We start from the raw sequence: 12,527 nt of genomic DNA on the forward strand, positions 1-12,527 counted from the left end.
TTATGTATATATTGAAGGTATTAGTCTTATGAAATATGATGTTATTGTAATCGGTGGTGGACACGCAGGTATTGAAGCCTCTTTAGCGTCCGCAAGACTAGGGCACAAGACCCTTTTAATTTCTATTCTTGCCGAGCAAATTGGTGCTGCTAGCTGTAATCCTGCCATTGGTGGACTTGCCAAAGGGCACTTGGTCAAAGAACTTGACGCACTTGGCGGTCAAATGGCGCTTGCTACAGATGCTGCTGGAATCCAGTTTAGAACGCTTAATCTTTCAAAAGGACCCGCTGTTAGAGGTAGCCGTGCACAAATTGATATGGATAGATACCGCATCTACATGCGTACAACCATTTTAAACACTGAAAATTTGAGTGTTGCGCAAGAAGTTGCTGAAGAAATTGTCACAGAAGATGGCAAAGTAACCGGTGTTATTACAGCAATGGGCAACCACTACCATGCCCAAAAAATTATTATTACCACAGGAACATTTTTAAAAGGTCTTATCCACATTGGTGAGTACAAACACCAATCAGGTCGTGTGGGGGAATTCCCTTCCATAAAACTCTCAGACTCAATCAAATCACTGGGTATTGTCATGGGACGTCTTAAAACAGGCACCTGTGCCAGAATTGATGCGAAAACAATCGACTTTTCTAAAATGGAGTTACAACCAGGCGATGAGAACCCTTTGCCATTCAGCTTTAGAACCGATCGCGCAACTTTTAAACCTTTTCAACTTCCATGCTATATCGCTTATACCAATGAAGAAACACATACCATTATTGAGAGTAACTTTCATCGCGCCCCTCTGTTTACAGGACAAATTGAAGGAGTAGGCCCACGCTATTGCCCCAGCATTGAAGACAAAATCAACCGCTTCCGCGATAGAGATCGCCATCATCTTTTTATCGAACCTCAAACACGCGAAGCGACCGAATACTACATCAACGGTTTTAGTACCTCTCTTCCAACCGATACACAGCTCGATATGATTCATTCGGTTGAGGGAATGGAAAATGCAAAGATTGTTCGCTTTGGTTATGCGATTGAGTACGATTATGTTCAGCCAACAGAGCTCAAACATACACTCGAAACCAAAAAAATCTCTGGACTGTACTGTGCAGGACAAATCAATGGGACAACAGGTTATGAAGAAGCCGCGGCACAAGGCTTGATGGCGGGTATCAATGCTTCACTGGCACTCAGCGATGAAGAACCCTTAATCTTAAGACGTGATGAAGCCTATATTGGTGTTTTAATTGACGATTTAGTCACAAAAGGGACGAAAGAGCCTTACCGCATGTTTACCAGTCGTGCTGAATATCGTCTGTTGCTTCGTGAAGACAATGCGGATTTAAGACTCACACCGTATGGTTATAAAATTGGTTTGATTGATGAACAGACCCATGAGCGTGTAGTGAAAAAGCAGTTGCAATTAAATGAAGGGCTTGCGTACCTTGAAGAGATGACCCTCACGCCTTCCCATGAAAACAATGCTTTTTTAGCGAGCATTGGAGAGGATAACATCACCGATAAAGTGTCGCTACAAAAAATTGTTGCGCGTTCTGAATTTAGTGTTGAGAAACTTGAAAAATTAGCACCGATGGTATGCGCCTTTAGTGAAGAGGCAAAAGAGCAAATTCTCGTTGAAGCAAAGTATAAAAACTATATTGAAAAGCAGAAAGATCAAATCGATACGATGAAAGAGATGACCAATGTCAAAATCCCACCAATGATGGATTTTAGCTCTATCTCTGGTCTGAGTAACGAAGTAGTGGAAAAATTACAGCGATTTAATCCTCCCACACTTTTTGCAGCCAGTGAGATTAGTGGAATTACTCCAGCGGCACTGGATATATTACATGTTTATATTAAAATATCTAATAAAAAAAAATAATTGACGCAATATTGACGTAAATCTGTAATAATTGACACATGTCATAGATTCTTAATATAAGATGCGATAAAATTGTCACAAATTAAACTACACGAAAGGAAGAAAGAATGGCTGTTGAGCAAAGCAGAAGAGACTTTATAGGCATGGCATTCGGCGGTTTTGCAGCGGCAGGTGGCGTTATAGCCCTTGGCGCTATGAAAAAGACTTGGGATCCACTCCCAAGCGTACAATCTGCTGGATTCATCACCGTTGATCTCTCTCCAATGAAAGAGGGAGAAGTCCAAACGATCCAATGGAGGGGTAAGCCAATCTTCATTTTGAAGAAAAGTGCGGATATGCCCAAAAATGAGAAACGGGACATCGTTGCAAGTGGTAGTACGTATGCAGTGATGATAGGACTTTGTACCCACTTAGGCTGTATTCCTACATGGATGCCAGCATCCAAACAATTTAAGTGTGCCTGTCATGGTGGTGAGTTTGATTCAAGTGGTGTCAACACTTTTGGACCACCTCCAAGACCAATGGACATTCCTCCTTTTAAAATAGATGGAGCGAAGCTTGTTCTTGGTGAAGAAGGACCAGAGTATAAAAAACTGGTAGCTAAGAAAGCGTAAAGGAGACAAACGTGGCAGAAATTAGAAAAGCGACAGGCTTTATCGATTGGCTCGATCAGCGATTAGCAGTCAATAAGTTTATCAAAGTGATGATGACAGAGTATTGGATTCCTAAAAATATCAACTTCCTTTGGGCAATGGGTGTTGTGTTAATGGTTCTTTTTATGGTTCTGATTGTTTCGGGAATCTTCCTTTTAATGTACTACAAACCCGACATTAAACTGGCATTTGATAGTGTCAACTATACGATTATGCAAGAGGTAGAATACGGCTGGTTATGGCGTCATATGCACGGTGTTGCAGCGTCTGCTATTTTCCTTGTTATTTACATTCACATGTTTACAGGTATCTATTACGGTTCGTATAAAAAAGGGCGTGAGATTATCTGGTTAACCGGTATGGCACTTTTTGGTATGTTCTCAGCTGAAGCTTTTAGTGGATACATGCTTCCATGGGGACAAATGAGCTACTGGGCAGCCCAAGTTATTACCAACCTTTTTGGCGGTATTCCTGTCATTGGTGATGCACTTGTTATCTGGATTAGAGGGGACTTCTTAGTTGCAGATGCAACCTTAACACGTTTTTTCATGTTACATGTTCTCCTCCTTCCATTGGTTATTCTTCTACTCATTGCCGTTCACTTCTACTCATTAAGAATGCCTCACGTCAATAACCAAGATTCTGAAGAATTTAATTTTGATGTTGAATCTAAAAAATACCTAGATGGTAAAAAAGCTGAATCAAAAGTAGTTCCATTCTGGCCAGTGTTCCTCTCCAAAGATTTCTTTGTTGTAGGGGTTGCCCTTACCATTTTCTTCTATTTGGTCTGTTTCCATTTTGACTTTGCGATGGATCCTATTAACTTTGAGCCAGCCAACAATATGAAGACACCTCCTCATATTTACCCTGAGTGGTACTTCTTGTGGAGTTATGAAGTGCTTCGTGGTTTCTTCTTTGATATTGCGGGTATTCCTGCGATGAAAATTGGTTTAGCAGCGTTTGGTTTTGCGAATGTAATCTTTATGCTTCTTCCATTCCTTGATAGAAATCCTATGCATACCGCACCAGCGCATAAACGTCCTGCGTTTTTCATCTGGTTCTGGTTACTCTTGATTGACATGATCGTTCTTACCGTTTATGGAAAACTTCCACCAACAGGAAACAATGCTTGGGTCGGCTTTGGTGCAACCATTGTCTTTCTTGCCTTGTTTATTCTTCTTCCAATTATTACTAAAATGGAAGCAAACTGTAAATGTAATAATGGAGGTTGCAAATGAGAGAGTTAAAAATATTAGCCGTTGTAATCTTCTTTACGGCGGTTGTTTATTGGGGTGTAGAACCTTTTGCGCATTCCCAAATGCATCCACATGTTGCACCTGCTGATTTTGCCTTTAAAGATCTCGGTGCCTCTGAGAAAAAAGGTGATGCCACGAAAGGTGCAGAAACTTTCTTAAGTGCCGGATGTACAGGATGTCATGGTATTAGTGCTTTAGGAATGCCTGCGCCTATGGATAATGCAAGTGCTTCTGCAACGTTTGGTGTTGTACCACCTGATCTTAGCAGTGCCGGTGCACTTTATGATAAAAACTTCCTTGCGGCACTTATTAAAAATCCAACCAAAGCACTTAATGTTGAGCATAAATTTAACGAATCTCGTCCACATCCAATGATCCAATTCTTTGGTTTAGGTGGAGACTTAGATCAAGAAGTCGCGGATATTGTTGCGTATCTTCAAAGTATCGCGCCTGTCGCTCCAATGGATGATAAAAAAGTCTTTACAGATGCATGCCAAAGATGCCATGACATGAAGTATGACAAGATTTTTAGCACAACCGATAAAGATGCATTAAAAGCGTATATGGGAACCATTCCTCCTGATCTTTCGATGATGATTCGATCAAAAGGTGCTGAGTATCTTACAACTTTCATTAACGATCCACAAAAACAACTGGCAGGTACATCAATGCCTCGTGTTGGATTAAGTGAAAAAGCACAAAACCAAGTGATCGCTTATATGGGGAAAGTGGGTGATAGTAAAAAAGCTGAAAGAGACGATCTTGGGTATAAACTCATTGGTTATATGGCGCTCTTTACCTTACTCGCTTATCTTTGGAAAGTCAAAATCTGGAGAGAAGTTCACTAGAACTTTTAGTACATCTAACGCCACCTTTCCGGGTATCTTTTTAGGTGGCGTTTTTAAAAGGAGGATATTAATGAAACGATTTCAAATTACAATGATATTAGCTTCCCTATCCCTTGTCTATTCTCTCAATGCAGCCGAGGAAATTGAAAAAATCAATGCAGTTGTTATGCTCAATATGGAAAATGGTCTTGCAAACATTCAAAAAGGTTTTTTGTATAATAACATGAAACTCGTGCAAGATGGAATTGAGCAAGTTGAGAAAGAAAATAGTACCTATGATAATCGCAATGCCATCAAAGCTTTTTTACCAGAAGGGAAAAAGCAGATGGAAAATCTAGCGTTTATTAGTTCAAAACGAATTGATAACGCAGCGAAAGAGATGAAGTACTATTTATCCGTTCAACAACCTAGAAAAGCATTTAGTGCTTTTTCAGATATTGTTAATGCCTGTACAGATTGTCATACACTTGTTCGTGGTTGGTAAGTTTCAATAACTTGCAGAAATAAAAAAGCCTCTTTAAACGCTAAGAGAAAATCTCTTAGCGCTCTTCATACGCTCCAATAGAAATAATACGCTCATAACGCTTCGCCATGCGCTCTTCGTTACTCAGTTTATCAAGTTCTTCTAGTGATTTAAGAAAATAATCACCAAGTGCTTTTGCTGCACTCTCTTTATCACGGTGCGCTCCAATGAGAGGCTCCTCAATAATAGCATCAATAAGGTTTAACTGCTGTAAATCTTCAGCGGTAATTTTCATCGCTTTCGTGGCACTTTCTTGTTTAGATGGATCATTCCATAAAATAGCAGCACAACCCTCAGGTGAAATAACAGAAAACACAGAGTATCGCATCATAGCCACTCGATCACTCACGCCAATAGCAAGTGCTCCACCGCTACCACCTTCACCAATCACAACAGAGACACTTTTTGTATTGAGTTTGCTTAACTCAAAAAGGTTTTTAGCAATTGCTTCACTTTGACCTCTCTCTTCCGCAGCAATTCCTGGGTAAGCACCTGGAGTGTCAATCAAAAAGAGAATAGGAAGATTAAATTTTTCTGCCATCTTAGCAATTCTGAGTGCTTTACGGTAACCTTCAGGATGAGGCATGCCAAAATTACGTTTGATTTTATTCTTTGTTCCACGTCCCTTTTGTTCACCTACCACAACGACCTTACGGGTACCAATATAGCCTATATAAGAGACAATGGCCGCATCATCTGCAAAATTTCGATCACCGTGAATTTCATAACTATCATGTAAAAGAGCACGAATATAATCTAATGCATATGGACGATCAGGATGACGTGCAAGTTGAAGTTTTTGGTATTCACTTAACGTTTTGTAGGTTTTAGAAATCTCTTTTGAAAGTGTTTTTTCTAAAATTTCAACAGCATGACTATCGCCTTTGATTTTGGCGTTGGAAATATCCTCATCAATCTGCTTAATTCCATTCTCAAAATCCAAATAAGTCGCCACTAAAATTCCTTATACACGCTTGAAAATGACAGAGCCATTTGTTCCGCCAAAGCCAAACGAGTTACTCATCGTATATTCAGCTCTACATTTACGTGCAACATTGGGGATATAATCCAAATCACAATCTGGATCTGGATTTTCATAATTAATTGTTGGAGGTAAAATTTCATCACGCATAGCCATCAAACAGACAACCGCTTCAATCGCACCTGCAGCACCTAAGCAGTGCCCAATTTGACCTTTGATAGAGCTAATTTGTGGGATAACAGTTGTGCCAAAAAGTTCTTTGATCGCTGCTGTTTCATTTTTATCGTTGGCTGGAGTACTGGTTCCATGTGCATTGATATAATCAATCTTTGGGCGACCTGCCATTTCATAGGCTGCTTTCATCGCGCGAAGTGGGCCATCTAAACTTGGGGAAGTAATATGGCTTGCATCACCACTCTCACCAAATCCAACGACTTCACCGTAAATGTGAGCCCCTCTGGCTATTGCATCTTCGTAAAATTCAAGGACAAGTGAACCTGCCCCTTCACCCATAATAAATCCATCTCGTTCTTTATCAAAGGGGCGAGAAGCATGTTTAGGGTCATCATTACGTGTAGAGAGTGCTTTCATGGCAGCAAAACCACCAATACCTGAAGCACAAATAGCTGCTTCTGCACCCACAACGAGCATCTTTTTAGCGCCACCCGTCATCATCGTTTTGGTCGCATCGCTAATAGCATGTGTGCCTGCAGCACACGCTGTAACAGAAGAAAGATTGGGGCCTTTGAGTCCATATTCAATCGAAACCATTCCTCCAAGCATATTAATGAGAGCGGAAGGAATGAAAAAAGGAGAAATTTTACGAGGTCCTACCGTGTTAACGATTACTGAGTTTTTCTCAATAACCACTAATCCGCCGATACCTGAAGCAGAGCTCACACCAAAACTCTCTGACTCATAGTTCTCAAATTTTGCATCATTCATCGCCTCTTTCGCCGCTGCAAGACCTAATTGAATAAAACGGTCTGCTTTTTTGACCTCTTTAGGGTTCATAATGGTATTCGGATCAAAATTAGTAATTTCACCAGCAATTTTTACGGTATGCTCGGTTGTGTCAAACGAACTAATGCTTTTAATGCCACATTGACCTTCAACGATAGCTTTAAAAGAACTCTCTTTATCCAAACCTAATGAATTAATCATTCCTATACCAGTAACAACGACTCTTTTCAAATTTTTATCCTCTTTAGTGATCTTTTGTGGGAAGGGGAGAACCCGCCTAGGCGGGTTGTGTATGTTATAAAATTATTTATGTGCTTCAATGTAAGACATAGCATCTTTTACAGTGACGATTTTCTCAGCGTCAGTGTCAGGAATTTCAATGTCGAATTTCTCTTCGAGTGCCATAACGAGCTCTACAACATCCAAAGAATCTGCGCCCAAATCTTCTACGAATTTTGAATCTTCTTTTACCTCGTCAGGATTTACATTTAATTGTTCAACAACCACCGCTTTTACATCATCAAATAGTGCCATTTACTAGCTCCTTTAAAAAATTTCCACTATTTTATCAAAAAAACCTTTAATTTGAATTTTTACATGTAAAGTTGCCCTTACATGTACATACCGCCATTCACTTTCAAGACTTCACCTGTAATGTAGCTTGCGCTATCACTCAGTAAGAAAGCAACCGCTTCTGCGATATCTTTTGGACTACCAAAACGTTTGAGTGGAATTTTAGACGTATAGCTCTCTTTGATTTCATCACTGAGTTTATCGGTCATCTCTGTGGCAATAAAACCAGGGGTTACCGCATTAAAACGAACATCTCTCGCACTTCCCTCTTGCGCAAAGCTTTTCGTCATCGCAATCAAACCACCTTTGCTCGCACTGTAATTCACTTGCCCTGCATTGCCTGTTTCACCGACAATCGAAGCGATATTCACCACACAGCCAAAACGTTTTTTACTCATCGCCTTAAGCGCTTCACGACAACCAATAAATGCGGATGTCAGGTTAATATCGATCACAGATGTAAAATCCTCTTTTTTCATACGAATCGCAAGTTTGTCATTCGTAATACCTGCGTTATTGACCAAATAAGAGAGTTCACCATCGCTATCCACAATCGTTTTAATACCTTCAATAAACGCCTCTTCATCCGCTACATCAAAACCAACCACAGCTGCGATTCCACCATTTGCTTCAATCTCTGCTTTGATGGCATCAGCTGACTCAGGACGCGAACGGTAATTAATCCATACTTTCAAACCATAACTTGCGAGTGTCACTGCAATCTCTTTACCAATTCCACTGGCTGCACCTGTGATTAAAACATTTTTTCCGCTAAATTTCATTCTTTTCCTTTTACATGTAATTCATTATTGACCCAAAGTGGGTACTAAAATACAACTAACGGCTGGTCCATTTCTAAGGGAATTTCTAAGCCCATCAGTTTTAAAATAGTTGGCGCGATATTATTGAGTCCACCTTTTTGCACCTGTTGTACCCGTTCATCCATTACAAAACCATACACTTCAAAGGTTGTATGGTTCGTCAGTTTAGCGCCTTTTGTGTCAAACATCTGTTCACAGTTTCCATGATCGCTCGTAAGCACAATGGCATAACCCAATTCTTTGGCCTTATCAAACAATCTTCCAAGCTGTACATCCACCGCTTCTACCGCTTGAATGGCAGCCTCTAAACTTCCTGTGTGTCCTACCATATCGCCATTAGCAAAATTGACAACGATAAAATCATACTGCTCATCCATCGCTGTCAAAACAACATCCCCAACTTCAGGGGCACTCATCTGAGGCTGAAGGTCATAGGTTTTTACCTTTGGACTTGGTACAAGCAGTCTCGTCTCACCCACTTTTGGCTCTTCAATTCCACCATTAAAGAAGAAGGTAACGTGTGCATATTTTTCCGTCTCTGCCGTATGAAACTGTGTAAGTCCAGAGCGAGAGATGACGTCACACAGTGTATTTTGGGGAGCATCGGCTTGAAACATAATGGGGAATGGATAACTACTGTCATACTCAGTCATAGTGATACATTCAACACCGTTGAGCGTGCGTGAAAATTCTCCAAACTCTTTAAATCCAATGGCGCGAGAGAGCTCACGCATACGATCATTTCGAAAGTTAGCAAAGATGACACCATCATCGGCATGCATGCCTGCATAAGGCTCAAACGCCATCGGTTCGACAAACTCGTCGGTAACGCCTTTATCGTACATCCTTTGCAAATACTCTTTTACATGTAAAGCTTCTTTTGGCTTCGCGTCAACCATAACACGATACCCTTCTTTCACGCGCTCCCACCTATTGTCACGATCCATACTAAAGAAACGACCAGATAGGGAAGCAATACTAATATTTTCGTTACAAATACTCAAAAGTTGTTCTAAAAAACTCATACCTGAGGTTGGGGAGACATCACGGCCATCGGTAATGACATGCAAATAAACTTTTTTTTCTTGCGCTTCCGCAATCTTCGCAAGATCAATGATATGCTCAATATGCGAATGCACCCCACCATCGCTCACAAGCCCTATAATATGGATCGCACCCTTTACATGTAAAAGCTGCGTTAAGGCTGGATTGGTGGCAAGTGAACCATCTTTGGCGGCCAGAGAGATTTTGACCAAGTTTTGATACAAAATACGCCCGCTTCCGATGCACATGTGCCCGACTTCACTATTGCCCATTTGTCCATCAGGGAGACCAACACTCAAACCTGAAGTTGCTATAAGAGTGTAAGGAACCTCTCTAAAAAGCTTATCGTAGGTTGGTTTATGTGCCTGTGCAAAGGCGTTTGCAGTTTGACTAACATTGTGTCCAATGCCATCGGTAATAATAAGTAATGTTTTCGTAACGTTTGGTTTCAAAATCACACCTTTTGTTATAAGCTTATAAGCAATATCTTACTAAAATGTTGCTTTTATAAAAAATTTATCTCTAGAAGCTGGAAATAACATTCATGCTATATGCTCTTTACAAACTTACCTCAATTAACCTGTTCCAATATATTACTGTTCGTGCAGGTATTGCTTTCTTTTTAGCCTTTATTTTGACGATTTACCTGATGCCAAAATTCATCAAATGGGCAAAATCACGCAACGCAAACCAACCTATCTATTCACTCGCCCCTGAATCTCACCAAAAAAAGTCTAAAACACCCACGATGGGAGGTATCGTCTTTTTGTGCGCCGCAACCCTTTCTGTGCTAATATGCGCACGTATGAACAATCTTTTTGTTCTTTTAGGGCTAGCGTGTATTCTACTTTTTGGGCTTATTGGAATGAAAGATGATCTCGCTAAAATTTTGGGCAAAAGTAACACAGCAGGTCTCACACCACGTGGAAAACTTGGCTTGCAGATCCTAGCCTCTTCTATTATTGCTTTGCTGTTATACATTATTGTTGATCTTGATACGACTTTTTTTGTTCCTTTTTACAAGTTCCCACTGTTTGATATGCACCTTTTAGCACTTGCCTTTTGGGTCTTGGTAATGGTTTCAGCCAGTAATGCCGTCAACCTCACTGATGGTCTTGATGGTCTTGCAACTGTTCCTGCCATTCTTTCGATTCTTTCACTTGCAGTGTTTGTTTATGTCGGTGGCAACGCCTTTTTAAGCAGCTACTTACTCCTTCCAAAAGTCGGTGGCAGTGGTGAAGTGGTTATCGTAGCAACGGCTGTTATGGGCTCACTTGTAGGCTTTTTATGGTTTAACTGTTATCCAGCACAAATTTTTATGGGTGACAGTGGAAGCCTTAGTATTGGCGCATTTATTGGCTATATGGCGATTATTTCTAAAAACGAAATTTTATTGCTTTTTATTGGTTTTGTTTTTGTACTCGAAACAGCTTCGGTTATTTTACAGGTAGGAAGTTTTAAAACACGCAAAAAACGTATCTTCCTTATGGCGCCGATCCATCACCATTTTGAGGTGAAAGGTTGGCCAGAAAACAAGATTATCGTGAGATTTTGGATTATCGCTCTCATGTCAAATCTTTTAGCACTTACGGCATTGAAAATCAGATGATAACACTATTCGGACACGGAAAAACAACCAAAGCTATTGCAAAACGCTTTGCGGGGCAATGTCAAATTTTTGACGACAACTTTACATGTAAAGCAACAGACGCGTTTGGTAACCTCTTGTTACCTCCTTCAGAATTCGATCCTAACGCGAGTAGCGTTGAGATCCCAAGCCCTGGTTTCCCAGCGCATCACCCCTTAATCCAAAAAGCACTTCACGTTACCAGTGAATACGATTTTTTTAAAGAGTCAATGCCTTTTAGTATTTGGATCAGTGGAACGAACGGTAAAACAACCACAACGCAAATGTGCGAGTTTCTCTTGCAAAAACAAGGTGCACAGGCAGGTGGTAATATCGGTACGCCCCTAGCAGAACTCAGCGCCAATGCTCCCATTTGGATTTTAGAAACCAGTTCTTTTACGTTTCACTACACGAAAGCCACCGCTCCTGACATCTATCTTCTACTACCTATCAAACCAGACCATTTAACATGGCATGGAAGTATGGAAGCATACATTGAGGCAAAACTTTCACCTCTTTCACGAATGCGTGAAGGCAGCGTTGTCATCCTTCCTAAAGCGTATGCCACGGTCAAAACACTCGCACATGTGATTGCATATGAGACAGAGGAAGATTTAGCAGAGCAAATGGGTATAGATATTGCAAAAATAAACTTTAGGACACCGTTTTTACTCGATGCAGTCCTCGCGACATGTGCACAAAAAATTCTTCTAGACACCGTCGATTATGAGCTTCTCAATACGTTTAAAATTGATCATTACAAAATCGAAGAGTTTTACGATAAACAAGGACGCCTATGGGTTGATGACTCCAAAGGAACCAACGTCGATGCCACAATAGAAGCGCTTAAACGCTACAAAAACGATGAAATCCTTATTGTCCTAGGTGGTGATGACAAAGGTGTTGATTTGCAAGAGTTGTTTGATTTTATGAAGCCTTTACATGTAACCATTTTTGCTATTGGTACAAATACAGAAAGACTGGCCTCTTTTGCCGAAAAAGAAGGTATACAGCTTCACAAATGCTTTGTCATTGAAGAAGCTATGAAACAAATTCATGCCGTTCATACTATCAAAACGGTGGCCCTACTTTCTCCTGCCGCTGCTAGTTTAGATCAATTCAAATCCTACGCACACAGAGGTGATTGCTTTAAAGAGTTGGCACTCGCTTAGGCATAAGCTAGTATTAAAGTTTTTAAGCTATAATTTCAACTCTTCAAAGCGTGGCTGGATAGCTCAGTCGGTAGAGCAGGAGACTGAAAATCTCCGTGTCGGCGGTTCGATTCCGTCTCCAGCCACCACCTCATTTTAACTAATCAAGAAAATTTTGTGTTATTTAAC

General features: G+C 40.6%; 12 protein-coding genes and 1 tRNA gene. 8 read left to right on the plus strand and 5 right to left on the minus strand.

Annotated features, from left to right (window positions below):
- Positions 1-28: 28 nt before the first annotated feature.
- The 5 genes from mnmG (at position 29) to Sdiek1_RS11485 (ending at position 5,138) form a co-directional block, all read left to right on the plus strand.
- A complete protein-coding gene (gene mnmG, locus Sdiek1_RS11465) occupies positions 29-1,897 on the plus strand; it encodes a tRNA uridine-5-carboxymethylaminomethyl(34) synthesis enzyme MnmG (RefSeq protein ID WP_087439236.1) in 1,869 nt (622 codons plus the stop codon).
- A gap of 107 nt (positions 1,898-2,004) precedes the next feature.
- Positions 2,005-2,511, plus strand: a complete 507-nt coding sequence (petA, locus tag Sdiek1_RS11470; RefSeq protein WP_087439237.1) for a ubiquinol-cytochrome c reductase iron-sulfur subunit — start codon at positions 2,005-2,007, stop codon at positions 2,509-2,511.
- 11 nt (positions 2,512-2,522) lie between these two features.
- A complete protein-coding gene (locus Sdiek1_RS11475) occupies positions 2,523-3,788 on the plus strand; it encodes a cytochrome b (protein ID WP_087439238.1) in 1,266 nt (421 codons plus the stop codon).
- Positions 3,785-4,654, plus strand: coding sequence for a c-type cytochrome (locus Sdiek1_RS11480; protein ID WP_087439239.1), 870 nt, complete (start codon positions 3,785-3,787; stop codon positions 4,652-4,654). Before Sdiek1_RS11475 ends, Sdiek1_RS11480 begins: the two co-directional genes overlap by 4 nt.
- 70 nt (positions 4,655-4,724) lie before the next feature.
- Complete coding sequence (locus Sdiek1_RS11485; protein ID WP_087439240.1) at positions 4,725-5,138, plus strand: hypothetical protein; 414 nt, start codon at positions 4,725-4,727, stop codon at positions 5,136-5,138.
- 55 nt (positions 5,139-5,193) lie between these two features.
- Here the strand turns inward: Sdiek1_RS11485 and accA are convergent, their stop codons facing one another.
- The 5 genes from accA to gpmI all read right to left on the minus strand — a co-directional run bounded on the left by accA (position 5,194) and on the right by gpmI (position 10,012).
- Positions 5,194-6,132 carry an acetyl-CoA carboxylase carboxyl transferase subunit alpha gene (gene accA, locus Sdiek1_RS11490; protein WP_087439241.1) on the minus strand — a complete coding sequence of 313 codons (939 nt, stop codon included), beginning with the start codon at positions 6,130-6,132 and terminating at the stop codon, positions 5,194-5,196.
- A 9-nt stretch (positions 6,133-6,141) separates the two neighbouring features.
- Positions 6,142-7,353 (minus strand): beta-ketoacyl-ACP synthase II, encoded by a 1,212-nt coding sequence (locus Sdiek1_RS11495; protein ID WP_087439242.1) that lies wholly within the window; start codon positions 7,351-7,353, stop codon positions 6,142-6,144.
- A gap of 72 nt (positions 7,354-7,425) precedes the next feature.
- A complete protein-coding gene (gene acpP / locus Sdiek1_RS11500; protein ID WP_025345613.1) occupies positions 7,426-7,656 on the minus strand; it encodes an acyl carrier protein in 231 nt (76 codons plus the stop codon).
- Positions 7,657-7,733: 77 nt separating this feature from the next.
- Positions 7,734-8,477, minus strand: a complete 744-nt coding sequence (fabG, locus tag Sdiek1_RS11505) for a 3-oxoacyl-ACP reductase FabG (protein WP_087439243.1) — start codon at positions 8,475-8,477, stop codon at positions 7,734-7,736.
- A 44-nt stretch (positions 8,478-8,521) separates the two neighbouring features.
- Entirely contained in the window at positions 8,522-10,012 is a 1,491-nt protein-coding gene (gpmI, locus tag Sdiek1_RS11510; protein ID WP_087439244.1) for a 2,3-bisphosphoglycerate-independent phosphoglycerate mutase, read from the minus strand.
- Between the two features lie 92 nt (positions 10,013-10,104).
- Between gpmI and mraY the strand changes: the two genes are divergently transcribed.
- The 3 genes from mraY to Sdiek1_RS11525 all read left to right on the plus strand — a co-directional run bounded on the left by mraY (position 10,105) and on the right by Sdiek1_RS11525 (position 12,487).
- The gene (gene mraY, locus Sdiek1_RS11515) at positions 10,105-11,169 is read left to right on the plus strand and encodes a phospho-N-acetylmuramoyl-pentapeptide-transferase (RefSeq protein ID WP_087439245.1); all 1,065 of its coding nucleotides are present in this window, start codon (positions 10,105-10,107) and stop codon (positions 11,167-11,169) included.
- Positions 11,166-12,359 carry a UDP-N-acetylmuramoyl-L-alanine--D-glutamate ligase gene (murD, locus tag Sdiek1_RS11520; RefSeq protein WP_087439893.1) on the plus strand — a complete coding sequence of 398 codons (1,194 nt, stop codon included), beginning with the start codon at positions 11,166-11,168 and terminating at the stop codon, positions 12,357-12,359. The genes mraY and murD overlap by 4 nt, the downstream gene beginning before the upstream one ends.
- A gap of 52 nt (positions 12,360-12,411) precedes the next feature.
- Positions 12,412-12,487 (plus strand) — tRNA-Phe (locus Sdiek1_RS11525).
- The last annotated feature ends 40 nt before the right edge of the window (positions 12,488-12,527 follow it).

Origin of the sequence: Sulfurospirillum diekertiae, assembly GCF_002162315.1 — a bacterium.
Classification (GTDB): domain Bacteria; phylum Campylobacterota; class Campylobacteria; order Campylobacterales; family Sulfurospirillaceae; genus Sulfurospirillum.

What these genes read in the sequence shown, in the direction of transcription:
- mraY (WP_087439245.1), top strand. Translation starts at nt 10,105, where the DNA reads ATGCTATATGCTCTTTACAAACTTACCTCAATTAACCTGTTCCAATAT.
- acpP (WP_025345613.1), bottom strand. Translation starts at nt 7,656, where the DNA reads ATGGCACTATTTGATGATGTAAAAGCGGTGGTTGTTGAACAATTAAAT.
- murD (WP_087439893.1), top strand. Translation starts at nt 11,166, where the DNA reads ATGATAACACTATTCGGACACGGAAAAACAACCAAAGCTATTGCAAAA.
- petA (WP_087439237.1), top strand. Translation starts at nt 2,005, where the DNA reads ATGGCTGTTGAGCAAAGCAGAAGAGACTTTATAGGCATGGCATTCGGC.
- Sdiek1_RS11480 (WP_087439239.1), top strand. Translation starts at nt 3,785, where the DNA reads ATGAGAGAGTTAAAAATATTAGCCGTTGTAATCTTCTTTACGGCGGTT.
- Sdiek1_RS11485 (WP_087439240.1), top strand. Translation starts at nt 4,725, where the DNA reads ATGAAACGATTTCAAATTACAATGATATTAGCTTCCCTATCCCTTGTC.
- fabG (WP_087439243.1), bottom strand. Translation starts at nt 8,477, where the DNA reads ATGAAATTTAGCGGAAAAAATGTTTTAATCACAGGTGCAGCCAGTGGA.
- mnmG (WP_087439236.1), top strand. Translation starts at nt 29, where the DNA reads ATGAAATATGATGTTATTGTAATCGGTGGTGGACACGCAGGTATTGAA.